A 17,759-nucleotide genomic window follows, 5' to 3' on the forward strand; every position below is an offset into this window, starting at 1 on the left:
ATGTCTTACCACATAGTCGGTTTTTCGGTTGTGCTGCTATTAACGCTTACCGCTTGTGGGGCCAAACCACCGCCTGTAATGCTCTTAGAAGACATAGAAAAGAGAGAGTATATTGTTGACCAAACCTTACCTATCGTTCAAAGGGCATATACAATTCCACATAAAGAGGTATGTGAAAGGGAAGGTGGAAAATGGAAAAAGCTGGGTGCGCAGCAGCGAGAATCTTGTGTTTTGCCCGCAAGCGATGCTGGGAAGACGTGCACGGACAGCATTCAATGTGAGGTTGCGTGTGTGGCTCAACACAGTGATATCGAGTCTGGAACACGTGCAGAAGGCGTTTGTTTACATTCTACCAATTTATTCGGGTGCCATATGTACTTGTCTAATGGTATTACCGAGCCCACATTCTGCGTAGATTGAGTCGATTGTGTGGGTAAATTTAAAAAGCTTTGTGCTATCTATACCGCTTTATAACTTTTCGTTCTGGTGAAAAAACCTCAATCTCATACATTGATGATTTGACCTTTGCTCCTGAGTTATCTATACGCTAAAAAGCTTACAATAACAATCAGATAGTTAAGAAAACGGTAGATGATATTCATAGTTTGGGTGAAAGTATCGGTGAAACCGCTATCAAAATTTCGGAATTGAAAGAAAAAAGTGAACTCATTAATTCGGTACTTACGGTGATAAAGGGCATAGCGGAGCAAACAAATTTATTGGCTCTTAATGCTGCCATTGAGGCCGCAAGAGCCGGAGAATAAGGTCGCGGATTTGCTGTAGTCGCTGACGAAGTGCGTGCCCTTGCGCAGCGAACTCAAGACTCTACAAAAGAAATTGAAGTTATCATAAACGATTTACAAATATCGTCTGAAAGCGCTAGTACATTAATGTCAACCACTAAGAGTAGGCTGAGTGACACTATTAATGAGTCATCTCACGCTATAGCAGCTCTAGAAGACATTATCAGAAACATTCAAATCATCAATGATATGAATTCAGGCGTGGCGACGGCCACCGAAGAACAAAGTGTGGTGACAACTAACGTTAATGCAAAAGTATCGTCAATTAATGAATTGACCAATGATGTAGCGAAAAATGCAAAGTCATCTAAGGTGCTTACCGAGCAATTAAGTGCGTTGAGTCAGCGCATTAAGCAAGACTTGAACAGCTTTCAAGTGTAAGTTGCCTAATATTAGGTAAAAACTGGAATTTATATCTTGCTAAACAATATCGTACACTTTGCAAAAAATATTATCATCTCGTTATTGGCTATCTTTTTATGTTTTGGCGTATTGGATTTTTTGTGGCTCGGGATCGTTGCTGATAATTGGTATCAAACCGAAATGGCACCTTTGCTACGCTCGCAATTTATTACGTGGCCGTGGTTGGTATTTTATTTAATGTATGGTTTTGTCGTATTTGTGTTGGCAGTAGTAGCAAACCGCGACAAGTCACTTTTGTATGCAGGAATTGACGGTGCCTTACTTGGGCTTGCCAGCTATGGCGCTTACAACTTAACTGCTTACAGTATCATTGAAGGATTTACCCTATTCATCATGCTTGTAGATTGGATATGGGGCACCTTGCTCACTGCCACCAGTGCCATAGCGGGTTGGATAGGATTTCAATCATTCAGAGTGAAAAGCTTAGCATCCTCGCAATGATCAAAACGCTTGGTCGTGTGATGTGATACTTGCCAAAATCCACGTTTAAATTCGATATAAGAAACTGAAATTAATAACTTTTTTAAATTTTTGGCATTCTTCTGTTGTTGTTCTAAGCGCGACTGCTGTGAAAATAGTTTAATTTAGTTAATTTAAATTGAACTTTTTGTGAATCGTCTAAAATAGTGTATTGACCCTTCATTTTAGAAGTGTATATTAACCATTGTGGTGAAACGCCATTATCTTATAAAAAAAATATGTAAGAAAATTACATGCTATTCAATGTCAAGGGAGACATTTCATGTTTAAGACTTCAAAGCTAGCACAAGCTATTAAACTTGCTAGTGTTGTTGGTGCTGCGTCAATCGCGCTATCCACTTCAGCATTAGCACAAGACGCTCAAACGCCAGACGGTGAAGAAGCAACCGTAGAAAAAATTCAGGTTACTGGTTCTCGGATTCGTAGCGCTAATGCAGTGTCTACCAGCCCTATCCAGACTGTTGGTGAAGTTCAAATTGAACAGCTGCAGCAGCCCGAGCTTGAAAGAATTCTACGCTTATTGCCTGGCGTTATCCCAGGCGATAACAGTAGTGTAAACAATGGTACCGGCGGCGCCGCTACCGTTAACTTACGCGGTCTAGGTGCAAACCGAAACCTAGTGCTAATGAACGGAAAACGCCTTGTTCCTTTCAATACGGCTGGTACTGTTGATACATCAATAATCCCTACAGCGCTTATCAAAAATGTTGATATCGTGACTGGTGGTGCTTCAGCGGTTTATGGTTCTGACGCCATATCTGGTGCTATCAACGTAATACTAAAAGACGACTTCGAGGGCGTTGAGTTAGAAATGCAACACTCTCGAACTGACAGTGCTGACGCGATGACAAAGAACATCGCATTAACATTGGGTGGAAATTTCGATGATGACCGTGGTAATGCGGTTGTTTCTGTGAGCTGGTTAGACCGTGATCCACTATTACTCGGCCAAAGAGACCTCGGTAACTACGGCATCAACACATCAAGCGGTGCTAACTTCCAGCAGTTTTTAGACGGGACTCCTCCTGTACCACCGCCAGCAGGCTGTGGTGACCAAACGCCTAACGTTGTTGCACCAGGCGGTGGCTCTGGTACAACCATGCCTACTCGTATGCAAATCCCAGGTGTGCCTGCTGCTAATGGCCAATTCCGTGATGATGGTACTTGGATAGCGGGGCCAACGTGTAGTGCGTTTAACTTTAACCCGTTCAACTATTACCAAACGCCCGCTAAGCGCTGGACTGCAACGGCCATGGGGCACTATGACATTACCGACGATCACACGGTGTATTCAACGGTGTCGTTCACAAATACTGGCGTAAGACAGCAGGTAGCGCCATCGGGCATATTTGGTAACGTATTTGATATGCCATTAGCGAACCCATTCCTTAGCGACCAGGCTCGTAACGCGTTTATCGGCGTGGCTAACGACAATATCGCAAGCCCATCGCTGCAGTCAGCATGGACTGACGTGAACGGTAATGGCGTTGTTGATGCTGACGACCGCATGCGCACAACGTTCTTCCGTAGAACTTTAGAGCTTGGTCCTCGTTCTACAGAATTTAACACCGACCAGTTCCAAATCGTACTTGGTGCTGAAGGTATGCTTTCTGACGAGTGGGCGTACGACGTATCGTTCCAACACGGCGAAACAAACAGAACTAACGTGTTTGGCGGGTATACAAACGTTGCAAACATCGCAAATGCCGTTAACGCTGTCGAAACTGACCGTTGTTTAACTGGCGGTGCTGGGTGCGTACCTATTAACCTGTTTGGTGGTTTTGGCACCATTACGCCTGAAATGGCTGCTTACGCGTCTGCAACTGCGCTTTCTCGCACTGAATATCAGCAACGCGTATTAATGGCCAACATTGACGGGCCAGTAGACTCTGTCGTGTCTCCATTTGCTGATAATCCGCTGTTATTAAGCCTTGGTTACGAGTATCGCGAAGATTTATCTAACTTTACACCTGATGAATGTTTGAAACTTGCACCAGCTAGCTGTCTTGGTGGCGCTGGCGGTAACTCATTACCTGTAGGTGGTAGTTTCAAGGTTAATGAATTGTTTATGGAAGGTCGTTTGCCTCTTATAGAGAATGCGACGTTAGCAGAGGTTCTAGAGCTAGAGTTCGGCTACCGCCATTCTAACTTTGATACCGTTGGTGATGTTGGCGCTTGGAAATTAGGTCTTGCTTGGCGTCCAAGCAGTGAACTTCTTGTAAGGGTGATGAATCAGTCTGCAACACGTGCTCCTAACGTTGGAGAGCTATTTGCTCCATTTACCAGTTCATTGGATAACGCCGAGTCAGACCCTTGTTCTGCGTCAAATGCAGCGGCCCTAGCAGGCGATGCTAATCTTCGTCAGCTTTGTATTGGCACAGGTATGACGCCTGACCAAGTTGGTCAAGTAGAAGATATCATTGCGGGTCAAATCAACACCTTCTCTGGTTCAAACCCTAACCAGCTGCCAGATGAAGAAACGGCAAAAACTTTCACTGCTGGTTTTGTTTATACGCCAGAAGTGAGCTGGGCAACATCGGCATTATTGTCTGTTGACTATTACGATATTGATGTAGACGGATACATTGGTACAAACAGCCCTCAGGAAATCTTGGACGGCTGCTATACCCTAGGCAACTTAGACCAGTGTGCTCAAATTACCCGTGTAGGTGGTGGTTTACTATTAAATGGTTCTGGTATCTCTACGTTTACCACAAACCTGTCTTACCTTCGTACTCGTGGTCTTGAAGCTAGCTATGACTTCAACTTCGATATTGGTGAGTTTGGTAACTTGAACTTAAACGGTAACTTAAACCATTACCTAGAAGCAGAACGTTTAAGCGCACCAACATCAGCAGTTATCGACTGTAAAGGCTTCTTTGGACCTCAGTGTAATCCACAGCACCAAACTCGTGCGGTTAACCGCGCAACGTGGAGCTATGACGATTACTCTGTGTCGTTGTTATGGCGCTACCTAAGCGAAATAGATCGCGAACCAGGTGTGGTAGCAAATACGTTTGAAGGGTTCAGAAGCATTGACGCCTATAGCTACTTTGATTTATTCGCTAACTATCAGTTCAACGAATATACTAAAGTGAGCTTCGGTATCGATAACATGTTCGATAAAGCGCCACCTGTTGTGGGCGGTGAAGCTGCATCTACGTCGTTTAACAGTGGTAACACACTACCTGCGCACTATGATGTACTTGGCCGTACCTATCGCTTTACTGTAGCACTTAGCTTCTAAAAAAGTGGTGTAGTACAGATGACTTTTTAAAAGTAAGTCTCTGTGCAGTATAAAATTAAAAGCCGGTATCGTTAGTTCGATACCGGCTTTTTTCATTTTTGGCTCTACGTAGGGTACCATCAGCTTGGTAAACTACATGGTGCGTCTTTAATTCACTATTTGCGTTTAAAATTACTATAAGGGCTTATATGACAGCTCAATCGATACAACAAAATCCTAAATACCAAAATGCTATTTATGCTATACAGCATGGCAATTTTGAGAGTGCGAAGCAGCATCTAATTGCTTTGATAGAAAGCACAGGCCCGGAAATTTCTGTCTTACAGGCGTTAGCATTTACTTATTCTCGCCTAAAAGAAACTTCTAAATGTATTGAAGTTCTCGACAACGCTTTATTGCTAGAGCCTAACAACTTAACGGTTTTGGTAATGAAAGGGGACTTGTATTGGGATCAAGGCGATAAACGCTTAGCTAATCGTTGCTATACAATGGCCTTGGGAATAGCAAAAATGGTATCTGATTTGCCAAGCGATCTTGTTGATGTGACCAACCGGATTGCTAAGCGATCAGAGAAGATTACAGCAGACTTAGAAAAACATATACACAGCCAATTAAAGCTAGAAGACTTTTCTGAGGATGAGGTAAAGCGCTTTCGTCAATCACTAGAGCTAATGAATGGAAGCAAGCAAATATATCCACAAAAGCCTCGAGCATATTATTTCCCAGAATTGCCAGTAAAACAGTTTTATGAACGAAAAGAATTCAATTGGGCTAGTCGTGTAGAGGAAGCTACCGACGATATATGTGTTGAGCTTAATGCGTTGATAAAAAATAATGCTCCTTTTGAGCCATATATAAAAAGCACTGAGCAAGGACCAACAGCTAAGGTAAACCCTTTACTCGACAAATCAGACTGGAGCGCTTTTTTTCTAATAAAGGATGGAGAGATAGTCGAAAACAATGCTGCTAAGTGCCCTGTTACCATGGACGTTATCAAAAATATCCCATTGCCAGAGGTAAAGGGCAGAGGGCCCATGGTACTTTTCTCTATGCTCAAATCGCACACAAAGATAGCGCCCCATCACGGGTTTCTCAATACCCGCTTAATTTGTCATTTGCCATTGGTGGTTCCAAACAACTGCGGTTTAAGGGTGGGCAATGAGATCCGGAACTGGAAAAGAGGCGAGTTGGTCGTTTTTGATGATTCTATTGAACATGAAGCCTGGAACGACAGTGACCAAGATCGCGTTGTACTCATTTTTGATATCTGGCGGCCTGAGCTTTCTCAGCAAGAGAGAGAATGGGTATCGACATTGTTAGAAACCATTGATACTTATGGCAACTAGCTCGATCTTGCTATCATCCCATTCCCCTGATTACGTTTATGCACCTTAAGCACAGCTGTGCATAATCACATAGCTGTGTTGAGGTTGCATGAAAATATTGTTTCATGCAAGTTCCATTGTTATGGAAATGAGTAGCGCAATATACGCTTAAGTACACTGATGTACTGTTTGAAAAATCCGCCCGTGTTGTAATGCATGCCGTGCTCTTTGAAAATGGCTTGTACCCTAGGGGCCATTTCTTTGTAGCGGCGAGCAGGAATATCTGGAAACAAATGATGCTCTATCTGAAAGCTCAAGTGGCCGGTAAGTACGTGAAATAGCATACCGCCTTTGATGTTGGATGAACCAAGTCCTTGTCGGTAATACCATTGCCCCTGGGTTTCATTAACGCAGTCTTCAACACTAAAGGTTTTCACATCACCGGTGAAGTGTCCGCAGAAGATGATGGTAGACGTCCATAAATTTCTCAGTAAGTTAGCCACCAAGTTACCAACAAACACATAAAGAAAGAATGGACCGGCTAGCAGAGGGAATAACACGTAGTCTTTGACTAATTGACGCGCACCTTTGCTAAAAAAACGCCGCTTCAATTCAGCATGCGACAATTGATTTTTGCGGTTGTCTTTCTTGTTACCAAAGAATACACGCTCTGCTGCCATTTCATGATACGCCACGCCCCATTGGAACATAACGCTAAGTAATATATAAGTTGCAAATTGCCATAGGTTTTTTACACGCCATCGAAAGTCATTCGACAAACGCAGCAAGCCATAACCAAAGTCTCTGTCTTTGCCGATAATATTAGTATAGGTGTGATGTTCGTAGTTATGCACACGATTCCAGCTTGAGCCATCACAGGCAATATCCCACTCGTACGCTCTCGAATTTATGTGCTTATCATTCATCCAGTCGTACTGACCATGCATGACATTGTGACCAATTTCCATATTATCTAAAATTTTAGCGGTTGCTAAACCAAGTACACCCAATATCCATAACAGGGGCTGCATAAACCCTAACATTAGCAGTATTCTGCCTGTCCATTCGCACGCCCGCTGGAGTGCTATTACGCGTCGAATATAGGCCGCATCTTCACTGCCAATTTTTCTTTTTATGTCTGTTTTAACGGCATCAAGCTGAGTGGCAAGTTTGGTATAGTCAGGTGCTTTTTTAATGCCAATATCGATATCTTTTGATGAGCATTGTGAAGTCTGTTCATTCGCATTTTTTCCACTATTTAAGCGGCTGCTTGAACCTTTAGAGACTTGGCCCTTATTAACGATACTTTTCTCAACCGTGCTTGTATTTACGGTGTTTGTATTAATTGTCGTAATCATGCTTGAAGCTCCAATTCGGTAACGGCTTGAGATACACAAAGTTGAATTAGCTGCTCTGCGTTATCAGATAGCGCGCCGGTTCGTGTATCTCGAACCACGCCACGTTTTTTCACGCACTGGCATTGGTGACAAATACCCATGCCGCATCCGTAAGTAACAGGTCGGTTAGCATGCAGAAGTTGTGTTAACAGCGTTTGCTGGTTATCGACTAAAAGAGAACTTCCATTGTGCTGTAGAGAGAAGAACGCTTTCGCACCATTGGTTCGTGCATTTGCCACTGGAAATGCGGCAAAATGTTCGCTATGCAATGACGCAGCAGTAGCAGAGTGAGGACTCGCATGTGCATTTGCCACTTCATCATAAAGAGACTGCGGACCGCATACCATCCAGTGTGCATCAGTGTGGCTAGCCAAAAGCTGTTCCACCCCGCCATCTTTGTGGCGACACAGTAATTCATAGGTGAAGTACATATTTAGGCGCTTATATTCAGCAAGCTCTTGTGTGAGTAGATGCTCGTTCTCTTTAGCAAAATACAGTAAGTGAACAGGCCGACTTTGCAGATTATCGCTACTTGCACTGTATAGATCTTCTAGCATAGCGATGAATGGGGTAATACCAGAACCGCCAGCTATCATTAAAACAGGTTTTATTTGCTTAGGTGCTGCTTGTACTAACGAAGAGGTCTCGAGCTTATCTAAATACGCTGCGTTTGGCATAACAAAGTTGCCAATGGGCGCAAAAATATTCACTGACACTTTTGATGCTGTTTTTGATAAAAGGCCGTCCAAATGTGGCGTTAGCGCACCGTCTTTCTTAACCCGTATCACCAAACGAATAGTACCTTCATCCTGTCGGCTTTTTTGACCGCTGGCGATGGTAAATACCCGAGTGACTAACTTGCCGTTTACTTCTATGGTAAGCGCAATATGTTGACCAGCCGTGTGTTGAGGCCAGCGTTTTTGCGGTGTGAGTACAAGCTGAACGGTTGTGGCATTCAGTTTAACTGCTGATTTTACCCGAGCTTGATAATACCCATCCCGCCATGATGGATTCACCATTTGAAAAACTGCTTCCCAATATCCCGCCCACGAAGCGTGGTGGAAGAAAAAGGCTGTGACCTTATCTATTAATGCTTTCACTGTTATGTTAACTCTTATCTATTAGCTCTTGTCTCAGCTCTCATGTGAGCCTTTAAAATTGAAACGGTTAGTGTTTTTTCTATCACCAAAGAATTGCAATCGCAGAAATTAGCGCTTGAGCGTTCACCTGTAGTTGGTCGATAGGGTGCGCGGCTTTATGGACAAATTCATGTATAACGTTATATGCAAAGCGATGTATGATTTTAAGCTTACACTTGTACTCTATCTCAGCGCACAAGTGTAAGCTTAAAAAAATAAAAAGCAAGAAAGTGATCAGTAAATGTCCTAAGGAGCGTTGAGCTTGGCTGTGAAGTGAAGGTAAGCGCAGCCTAGTTTAAGACTAGAAAACTATCTCAAAGGCTCGCTTAAATTGAGTCTTATTTGCTGCAGCCTCTATCAAAATTGCTCCAAATTCGGTAGTATCCGCGGTCTTAATTTTTAATTAATAAGCGGACTATGTTTGAAATTAACCCGGTTACTAATGCGATAAAAGATATTCGCGAGCGCACCGACGCGCTTAGGGGGTATCTTTGACTTTGATGCGAAGTCAGAGCGTTTAGAGGAAGTAAGTCGAGAACTTGAAAGCCCAGATGTGTGGAACGAACCAGACAAGGCCCAAGCACTGGGAAAAGAAAAGGTAGCGTTAGAACAAATTGTGGACACCATCCATAATTTAGACCAAGGCACCGAAGATGTTGAAGGTTTGGTTGAACTTGCCGTAGAAGCCGAAGACGAAGAAACATTCGAAGAAGCGCAAAATGAACTGAATAGTTTAATTAAGGCGCTAGAGCAACTTGAGTTTCGTCGTATGTTTTCCGGCCCAAACGATGCCAACGATTGCTACATTGATATTCAATCTGGATCGGGCGGTACAGAAGCTCAGGATTGGGCGAATATGCTGCTTCGTATGTATCTTCGCTGGGGGGAAGCCCACGGTTTCAAAACCGAACTTATCGAAGTATCAGACGGTGATGTTGCCGGCATAAAAAGTGCGACACTACGTATTCAAGGTGAGTATGCCTTTGGCTGGCTGCGAACCGAAACAGGCGTTCACCGCCTTGTTCGAAAGTCGCCATTTGACTCTGGCAATAGAAGACACACCTCGTTTTCTTCGGCTTTTGTATACCCTGAAGTTGACGACGATATTGATATCGATATCAATCCTTCCGATTTGCGCATTGATACTTACCGAGCTTCAGGTGCCGGTGGGCAGCACGTAAACCGAACGGACTCCGCGGTGCGTATTACTCATGAGCCTACCGGAATTGTGGTGCAGTGCCAAAACGACCGCTCGCAACACAAGAACAAAGATCAAGCCATGAAGCAGTTAAAAGCCAAGCTCTATGAGTTTGAACTGCAAAAGCAAAATGCTGAAAAACAAGCGATGGAAGACAGCAAGTCAGATATCGGGTGGGGGAGTCAAATACGGTCTTATGTATTAGATGACTCTCGCATAAAAGATTTGCGTACGGGCGTTGAAACACGCAACACCCAGGTTGTCCTTGATGGCGATTTGGATAAATTCATTGTAGCTAGCCTGAAGTCTGGGCTGTAGACCGAACAACGAAGTGAAAGGTTATGACTGACCAACAAACTGACGATAACAAATTGATTGCAGAGCGCCGTGCTAAGTTAAGCGCTATTCGTGAGCAGTGCCGTGCAAACGGTTTCCCTAACAGCTTCCGTCGCGAAAATTACGCCGACGAATTACAAGCTAAGTTCGGTGAATTCGACAAAGAAACGCTGCAAGAGCAGGGTAATAAAGTAAGCATTGCCGGACGTATTATGGCAAAACGCGGTCCATTCATGTTGCTTCAAGACATGACTGGACGTATTCAGGCCTATGCTGACAAAGATACGCAGAAAGTGCTTAAAGCCAAATACGGTGCGTTAGATATTGGCGACATTATTGGTGTTGCCGGTGATTTGCACAAATCTGGCAAAGGCGACTTATATGTTAACATGGCCGAATACGAGCTGCTGACTAAAGCACTGCGTCCGTTACCTGAGAAGTTTCATGGCTTAAGCGATCAGGAAACCAAGTATCGTCAGCGCTATGTGGATTTGATCACCAGTGAGCAAACCCGTAAAACCTTTATGATCCGCAGCAAAATTGTGAATGGTATTCGCAATTATCTAACGAAGCGCGACTACTTAGAAGTAGAAACGCCAATGCTGCAGGTTATTCCAGGCGGCGCTACTGCGAAGCCTTTCGTTACGCATCACAATGCGTTAGACATTGATATGTATTTGCGTATAGCCCCTGAGCTTTACTTGAAGCGCTTGGTAGTAGGCGGTTTTGAACGTGTGTTCGAAATTAACCGTAACTTCCGTAACGAAGGTTTATCAACTCGTCATAATCCAGAGTTCACTATGCTTGAGTTTTATCAAGCTTACGCTGATTACAACGATTTGATGAATCTTACCGAAGATATGCTTCGCACCCTGGCGGAAGATATTCTTGGTACTAGTATTATTACCAATACCACTAAAGACGCAGATGGCAAGGTTACGAGTGAAGTTAACTACGACTTTGGCCAGCCTTTTGAGCGCTTAAGCATGGGTGATGCCATTTTGAAATATTGGCCTGATGCCAATGAAGCAGCAATCCGCGACCCAGAAGCTAACCTCGATGCGCTTAAAGCCATGGCAAAGCAGCTTCATATTAAAGAGCCTGAGGTAGATGGTATTTGGGGTGCAGGTAAATACCTTTGCGAAATCTTTGAAGCCACTGCAGAAGAGAAGCTAGAGCAACCTACGTTTATTACTGAATATCCATGGGAAGTGTCTCCGCTAGCCCGTCGCAACGACAATAACCCGTTTATTACTGACCGTTTTGAGTTTTTCGTTGGCGGTCGTGAATTGGCTAACGGCTTTAGTGAGCTTAACGACCCAGAAGATCAGGCGGAGCGTTTTGCTAAGCAAGTGGTAGAAAAAGACGCTGGCGACGATGAAGCTATGCATTTTGATGACGATTACATTCGCGCCCTTGAGTATGGCTTACCGCCTACAGCGGGTGAAGGTATTGGCATCGACAGATTAGCAATGTTGTTTACCGACAGCTCTACTATTAAAGACGTTATTCTGTTTCCTCACATGAAGCCTCAAGCAGGCAATGACGCTGAGGCAAAAGACTCAAAAGCCGAGTAAAAAGCGAAGTAAAAAACCGAAAAAAGCTAGACAAGAAGCGCTTTCACGCGCTTTACAAGAAGGGTATTGGTGGGAACGCTGATACCCTTTTTCTGTGCCATCGATACAATATAGCCGTTGATCGCATCTATCTCAGTTTGACGTTTATAGTGTACATCTTGATGCATACTGGAAAAATTACGTCCTGTGGCTTTTGCTACTTGCATTACCTTGTCTTTAATTTCAATTAGGTCAAAATTCTCACCGTAAGCCTCTGCAACTGCTACAAATTCTTGGCAAATATCGTGTATCAATTTGCTGTAGCCCTCATCACAAATAGCAAGGTTTGGGACATTATTAAGCGCAGTCAGTGGGTTTATGACTGCGTTGACTGCAAGCTTGCTCCACAGCGCGTGTAAAATGTTGTTTGAAAGTGCCACTGGCGGCAACGCTCTATTCAGCAATGTATAGGCTGTCAGTAGCTGTCTGCTTTCACGCTCTGCTTTTGATAACTTGCCTGCTGTTGATAGCTTTTCAATTTCTACTAACCTGTTTGTTTTCAATAGACAGTCTGTTTCCAACAAACTGTCAGCATTGAATGAGTCGGTTAACGCACACAAGTTAGGGTGTTTTATACTGCCCAGCGTAGTATTTCCTAAGCCCGTATACACCAGCTGTTGCTGTGCATCATTCATCTGCTTTTTCAACGCACCGTGGCTCGTTGTCGCTAATAACAGTGGATAGTCATCACCTAGTAAAGTCCGCGCTATTTCGTGTCCGCCCATGCCATTTTGTAGCAATACGATAACTGGTTTTGCGTGTAAAAACGGTAGCCATTGGCGAAGCGCCGATTCCAGTTGATACACTTTAAGCGGAAATATTAGTACATGGTTGGCATCAATCTCTGTGGGTGATGCAATAGCGCCATGTAGGGGAAAAGAATGTCCATCAAGCCATGTTGCTTCGTTTGGAATGCTAGATTCGTTTGGCTTGCTAGAACGTTTAGCGAGTGCTGGTTTATCACAACGCTTGGTAGCTTCATTGTGGTTCGAAGGCGAAAAAAAACGAGGGTAGCGAGTATAAACAACCTGGTGCTTTTCAGCCCCTGCTGCCAAAAGACTTCCAATGGCACCACCGCCCACAATATGTAAGTGTGTCATATCAGCTAGGCTTTCCGACCGCGTTAGGAGCACGTTCATGAGTGTAGCGAGAGGGCAGTGCAGGCCATGCAAAATTATCAGGGTTTGCAACAGTTAAAAGCCACTGCTTAACGGTTTCGTCGTTAAATTCATCGCCCTCTAATAAAGGCGCGGTAACGGATACCGTGCCGCTTTGTAAAGGTAAAGAAAGCATATAGGCGTGCAAATATAGCCGATCAGCGCTGCTGCCGCCGTAAAGTGAATCCCCTAAAATAGGTGCGCCTATGCTTTTTAACGCCACCCTAATTTGGTGGGTTTTACCTGAATGGGGCTTTAATAAAAAACCGCGGATCCCTTGCTTTGCCGATTGGCTAAAGAATTGGGTTACAGCAGGGTTGTCAGTGGTTTTTAACAAAATATGTTGACCACCACGGCGATTTTTCATGTCGCCGATGATTAAACCCTGCTTTTTTTGGGGCTTTTTGTCACTCAGTGCTAAGTAGTACTTACTTACCTGCCGAGTCTCGAATAACAAACCAATTTCTGCTGCCAACTGCTCATTGTCAGTAAGGCATAAACAGCCAGAAGTGCCGGTGTCTAAGCGGTGGCATAGAAACAATTGAGGTACATTCAACTGCCGTTTTAATAACTCGACTATACCCAGTTCCGGTTCAAGCTCTGAAATAAGTTCTGCATCACGCTCTGTTCCAAGCGCTGTTTCAAGCCTTGTACAATGTTTTGAACCATGCTCGCTATGCGTAGGTGACGTAGTATGCATGGCAATGCCAACGGGCTTATTGACAACAATAACCCCGTTGTTTTGATATATAATAGGAATGTGCTGCACTATCTAGCTTCACTTAACGTCTAGGGTTGCTAGAGCTTCTTCGTAGTCTAATTCGTCCACTGCCTCAATAATGGCTGCACGTTTTTCATCGCTAAGGTTCATGGCATTTAGCCAGTCATCGAGGGTAGTTTGTGAAATAAACTCACTGGCTTTTAGCGCCGCTACAAGCTGCTTTTCAGCGCGCTCTGCGGCTGCACTTTTGGTCGCATTATTCGTCGCATTATTCGTCGCATTATCCGTCCCGTTTTTTTGGGTTTCAGATACAGCGGGCTCAGCAGTCACGCTGTCTATTTCGGCAACCGTGTCATTGAGTAATACGACAAATTGAGGGTAATTATGGGGTAGCTGTTGTTCGTTTCTAATTGCGCTTTCTATTTGCTTACTGTCATTGTGAAGCGCGAATAAGCCCAAGTTACCGGTTACGCCCTTAAGCGTGTGCATAAGTGAGTAGGCATCGTCATACTGCTCTTTTTCCATAAGCGCTTGTAAGTTGGCATCTAAATTTCGGTATTCATCTGTAAATTTACCGAGTAGGGTAAATAAAAGCTTTTTGTTCCCGCTCAACTGCGACATTCCAAATTCAAGATCGACTACTGTGGTTGACTTGTCCATGCAAGTATCCTTCTACAACACGTTAAGACGACGTTGCTCCAACGTCGTTGGTCATTGCTTTACTACCATTGAGCGAAACAATATGGCACTAGTTTACATTACCAGAGATGATAGAGCGCACTGTGGTGATAGTGTATTTCAAGATCACACAAATTAATACAGCCATAGCGTCGCCTGAACAAGTAAAGCGTTAAAAATTCTGTTAATCTTCACTGCAAACGCGACGCCCTCCTCCTGTTGCAAAATAATAATAACACCGCTTTTAAAAGCGCGGTTTATAACGTTGTTAGTTAAAAAGGAATAAACATGCCGGGTAGCCCCTCCTTTCGTATCGTCTGTGCGGTCCTCTTAGTATTCATCAGTAGCGGTTGCCAACGGGTGCAGGTAGAACAGCCGCAAAGAGAAAATTCCGTTGCTATTCCTTTTGAGAAATACACGTTGGATAACGGCCTAACCGTCATCCTTCACGAAGATAATTCAGACCCTCTTGTACACGTAGACGTGACTTATCACGTTGGCTCTGCGCGAGAAGAAGTTGGCAAATCAGGATTCGCCCATTTTTTTGAGCACATGATGTTCCAAGGCTCAAAACACGTTGCTGACGAACAGCATTTTAAAGTTATCACCGAAGCAGGTGGAAATTTAAACGGTACAACAAATACAGACAGAACTAATTATTTTGAGACCGTACCTGCAAATCAACTAGAAAAGGTATTGTGGCTTGAATCTGATCGCATGGGCTATTTACTTGAAGCGGTAGATCAAGAGAAGTTCGAGAACCAGCGAGAGACCGTTAAAAATGAAAGGGCTCAACGAGTCGATAATCAGCCCTACGGACTTCGTTTTGAACTCAACGGTGAGGCGTTGTATCCCGAAGGGCACCCTTATTCATGGTTAACAATAGGCTACGTTGAAGATTTAGACCGCGTAAACGTTAACGATTTAAAGGCATTCTTTAAACGTTGGTATGGCCCAAACAATGCAGTGCTAACCATTGGTGGCGATATTGATGTGGCCAAAACAAAAGCACTTATTCAGCAGTATTTTGGCGATATCCCCGCAGGACCAGAGGTTGTGGATGCGAAGCCTCAGCCTGTGACGCTTGATGAAACGCGTTACGTAACCTTAGAAGACAAAGTACATTTGCCACTGCTGCAAATAACCTACCCCACAGTATATGCCCGCCACGTTGATGAAGCACCCTTAGATGTGTTGGCCAACATTCTTGGCGGTGGTAAAACGTCGTTATTTTATAAGAACTTGGTAAAGCAAGGAATGGCGGTGCAGGCCGCTGTGTCTCATCCCTGTCGGGAGCTAGCCTGTGAGTTTCAGCTATTGGCCTTAGCCAACCCTGCTAAAGTGACATCGCTAGCGACACTTCACCAGGCGCTCAACGATACATTAAAGGAATTTGAAACCCGAGGAGTTACCGCTGATGACCTAGCGCGAACGAAAGGTCAGTTAGAATCTAGAACTGTATTTGGGCTTCAAAGCGTATCAGGTAAAGTCTCTGCGCTTGCAGCAAATGAAACCTACTACAACACGCCCGACCTTATTGAAGAAGACATTGCGCGATACAATTCGGTAACCGCTAGCGACATTATGCGTGTGTACAATGACTATATTAAAGACGCCAACAGCGTTGTATTAAGTGTTGTGCCAAATGGCAGCCCTCAGCTTGCTGCAGCAGAGCCCACTTTCGAGCGACCTACGCGCACACTGCCAGATGACCCATTACAGTCTGAGCACCAATCTGAGCATCAATCAGTTTCTGATAAGCATAAAAGTGACAATGAGTTGTTCGCTAGCGCCCAGTCAACGCTTGATAGAAGCACAATGCCAAGCGCAGGACCGGCACCGGTCTCTAAAGTACCAGACTACTGGGAACGTACATTAAGAAACGGTATCAGGGTACTTGGTGTGACTAGCAATGAAACACCCACGGTAACTCTAACGCTTGGTATGGATGGCGGCATGTTACTCGACCCTAAAGGAAAAGCCGGTACTGCTTACCTTACGGCACTGCTGATGAACGAGACTACAAAAAACTACAGTAATGAAGATTTAGCAAATGAACTTGCTAAGCTAGGCAGTTCAATTGGTTTTGGCACTGGTGGAAGGTTCACCCAGCTGTCTGTCTCTACATTAACGAAAAATATTAAACCCACGCTAGCGTTGATGGAAGAGAAACTGTTTAACCCCGCATTTACTGAAGCAGATTTCTCGCGCATGAAAGAACGAGTTCTGCAGGGCTTGCAGCAGCAAGCAAAAACGCCCTCTAGCTTAGCGCAGAGAGCCAAAGACTTAATTTTGTTTGGGGAAGAAAATCGAGTCAGTTTGCCTGATGGAGGCACTATAGCGTCGGTAAATGAAATTACTTTGGATGATGTAAAAGCATTTTACGAGCGCTATTATTCACCAGAAAAAGCCAGCATGGTTGTAGTGGGAAACCTTGCGCCAGAACAGATTATGGACGCCCTTGATTTTTTAAATAACTGGGAAGGGCAAGATTATGAATTTGTCGATTATTATGAATTTCCCCAATACGAAGAAAGAAATCTGTATTTGGTGCACAGTCCTGATGCAGTGCAGTCGATAGTGTATATTGTGGATAGAGGTTTACCCTTTGATGCCACAGGCGAATATTTTAAATCTCGACTTATGAATTTTCCTCTAGGTGGAGCCTTTAACAGCAGAATCAATTTAAATCTACGAGAAGATAAAGGTATAACCTACGGTGCCAGTAGCGGTTTCGTTGGGGGAAAAACGCTAGGTTGGTTTGAGGTAAGTGCTGATTTAACCGCTAAAGATACTGCATTGGGCATTAAAGAGATTTTTGCCGAGATAAATGCCTATAAAGAAAAGGGCGTTACTGAGTCTGAAATTGAATTTATGCGAAATGCCTTCACATTAAGTGATGCATTGGCATTTGAAACACCTTCTAGCAAAGCTCGCTTTTTACGACAGTTGCTCAGCTATGACCTGGAGAAAGGATATCGAGACGAGCAGCTCGACATCATTAACCGTATAGATAAAGCTGCTATTAATAGACTCGCAAAACAATATTTGAATGCTGATAAGATGCAAATTATTGTAGTGGGTGATAAGACGAAGATTTTGCCACAGCTGAGCGCATTAAATATACCGATGGTTGAATTATCGGTAGAGGACAACAAGCGAGAAGCGTTAGACTAAAAAGTTAACATATCTTGAATTTACACTATTGCCGCTCATGACTTCCAAAACTGGGCGCAATA

Annotated in this window: 12 protein-coding genes and 1 pseudogene; 8 read left to right on the forward strand and 5 right to left on the reverse strand. The window is 43.9% G+C overall.

What is annotated here, in order from left to right; translation table 11 throughout:
• The 5 genes and pseudogenes from ACOJR9_RS05620 to ACOJR9_RS05640 all read left to right on the forward strand — a co-directional run bounded on the left by ACOJR9_RS05620 (window position 1) and on the right by ACOJR9_RS05640 (window position 6,299).
• A complete protein-coding gene (locus ACOJR9_RS05620; RefSeq protein WP_420935368.1) occupies window positions 1–420 on the forward strand; it encodes a hypothetical protein in 420 nt (139 codons plus the stop codon).
• A gap of 227 nt (window positions 421–647) precedes the next feature.
• Window positions 648–1,184, forward strand: a pseudogene (locus ACOJR9_RS05625) (methyl-accepting chemotaxis protein).
• A gap of 36 nt (window positions 1,185–1,220) precedes the next feature.
• Window positions 1,221–1,667: a DUF2177 family protein gene (locus ACOJR9_RS05630; RefSeq protein ID WP_420935369.1), complete on the forward strand. Its 447-nt coding sequence runs from the start codon at window positions 1,221–1,223 to the stop codon at window positions 1,665–1,667.
• A 301-nt stretch (window positions 1,668–1,968) separates the two neighbouring features.
• Complete coding sequence (locus ACOJR9_RS05635; protein ID WP_420935370.1) at window positions 1,969–4,953, forward strand: TonB-dependent receptor domain-containing protein; 2,985 nt, start codon at window positions 1,969–1,971, stop codon at window positions 4,951–4,953.
• 188 nt (window positions 4,954–5,141) lie between these two features.
• Window positions 5,142–6,299, forward strand: a complete 1,158-nt coding sequence (locus tag ACOJR9_RS05640) for an aspartyl/asparaginyl beta-hydroxylase domain-containing protein (protein WP_420935371.1) — start codon at window positions 5,142–5,144, stop codon at window positions 6,297–6,299.
• Between the two features lie 119 nt (window positions 6,300–6,418).
• Here the strand turns inward: ACOJR9_RS05640 and ACOJR9_RS05645 are convergent, their stop codons facing one another.
• On the reverse strand, window positions 6,419–7,636 hold the full coding sequence (locus ACOJR9_RS05645) for a fatty acid desaturase family protein (RefSeq protein WP_420935372.1): 1,218 nt from the start codon (window positions 7,634–7,636) through the stop codon (window positions 6,419–6,421).
• Complete coding sequence (locus tag ACOJR9_RS05650; protein WP_420936058.1) at window positions 7,633–8,694, reverse strand: flavin reductase family protein; 1,062 nt, start codon at window positions 8,692–8,694, stop codon at window positions 7,633–7,635. The genes ACOJR9_RS05645 and ACOJR9_RS05650 overlap by 4 nt, the downstream gene beginning before the upstream one ends.
• A 537-nt stretch (window positions 8,695–9,231) precedes the next feature.
• On the opposite strand from ACOJR9_RS05650, the gene prfB reads away from it, so the two are divergent.
• Together prfB and lysS are read left to right on the forward strand one after the other, a co-directional pair.
• Window positions 9,232–10,330 (forward strand): peptide chain release factor 2 gene (gene prfB / locus ACOJR9_RS05655; RefSeq protein ID WP_420935373.1). Its coding sequence is split into 2 segments (ribosomal slippage): window positions 9,232–9,306 and window positions 9,308–10,330, totalling 1,098 coding nucleotides; the frame shifts between segments, so codons are not numbered across the junction.
• A 23-nt stretch (window positions 10,331–10,353) separates the two neighbouring features.
• Window positions 10,354–11,925: a lysine--tRNA ligase gene (lysS, locus tag ACOJR9_RS05660; RefSeq protein ID WP_420935374.1), complete on the forward strand. Its 1,572-nt coding sequence runs from the start codon at window positions 10,354–10,356 to the stop codon at window positions 11,923–11,925.
• Between the two features lie 26 nt (window positions 11,926–11,951).
• On the opposite strand, the gene ACOJR9_RS05665 is transcribed toward lysS, so the two are convergent.
• From ACOJR9_RS05665 to ACOJR9_RS05675, 3 genes are read right to left on the reverse strand one after another with little or no spacing between them, the layout of a single operon-like run.
• A complete protein-coding gene (locus ACOJR9_RS05665; protein ID WP_420935375.1) occupies window positions 11,952–13,064 on the reverse strand; it encodes a ketopantoate reductase family protein in 1,113 nt (370 codons plus the stop codon).
• Window position 13,065: 1 nt separating this feature from the next.
• A complete protein-coding gene (locus ACOJR9_RS05670) occupies window positions 13,066–13,890 on the reverse strand; it encodes a pseudouridine synthase (RefSeq protein WP_420935376.1) in 825 nt (274 codons plus the stop codon).
• Between the two features lie 9 nt (window positions 13,891–13,899).
• Complete coding sequence (locus tag ACOJR9_RS05675) at window positions 13,900–14,502, reverse strand: Hpt domain-containing protein (RefSeq protein WP_420935377.1); 603 nt, start codon at window positions 14,500–14,502, stop codon at window positions 13,900–13,902.
• A gap of 306 nt (window positions 14,503–14,808) precedes the next feature.
• On the opposite strand from ACOJR9_RS05675, the gene ACOJR9_RS05680 reads away from it, so the two are divergent.
• The gene (locus ACOJR9_RS05680) at window positions 14,809–17,697 is read left to right on the forward strand and encodes a M16 family metallopeptidase (protein ID WP_420935378.1); all 2,889 of its coding nucleotides are present in this window, start codon (window positions 14,809–14,811) and stop codon (window positions 17,695–17,697) included.
• Window positions 17,698–17,759: the final 62 nt, after the last annotated feature.

It is taken from the genome of Alteromonas ulvae, from assembly GCF_048987005.1.
Taxonomy (GTDB): Bacteria; Pseudomonadota; Gammaproteobacteria; order Enterobacterales; family Alteromonadaceae; genus Alteromonas.

Coding starts and splice junctions, on each gene's coding strand:
- ACOJR9_RS05620 (WP_420935368.1), top strand. CDS start 1: ATGTCTTACCACATAGTCGGTTTTTCGGTTGTGCTGCTATTAACGCTT.
- ACOJR9_RS05635 (WP_420935370.1), top strand. CDS start 1,969: ATGTTTAAGACTTCAAAGCTAGCACAAGCTATTAAACTTGCTAGTGTT.
- ACOJR9_RS05640 (WP_420935371.1), top strand. CDS start 5,142: ATGACAGCTCAATCGATACAACAAAATCCTAAATACCAAAATGCTATT.
- ACOJR9_RS05645 (WP_420935372.1), bottom strand. CDS start 7,636: ATGATTACGACAATTAATACAAACACCGTAAATACAAGCACGGTTGAG.
- ACOJR9_RS05650 (WP_420936058.1), bottom strand. CDS start 8,694: ATGGTGAATCCATCATGGCGGGATGGGTATTATCAAGCTCGGGTAAAA.
- lysS (WP_420935374.1), top strand. CDS start 10,354: ATGACTGACCAACAAACTGACGATAACAAATTGATTGCAGAGCGCCGT.
- ACOJR9_RS05665 (WP_420935375.1), bottom strand. CDS start 13,064: ATGACACACTTACATATTGTGGGCGGTGGTGCCATTGGAAGTCTTTTG.
- ACOJR9_RS05675 (WP_420935377.1), bottom strand. CDS start 14,502: ATGGACAAGTCAACCACAGTAGTCGATCTTGAATTTGGAATGTCGCAG.
- ACOJR9_RS05680 (WP_420935378.1), top strand. CDS start 14,809: ATGCCGGGTAGCCCCTCCTTTCGTATCGTCTGTGCGGTCCTCTTAGTA.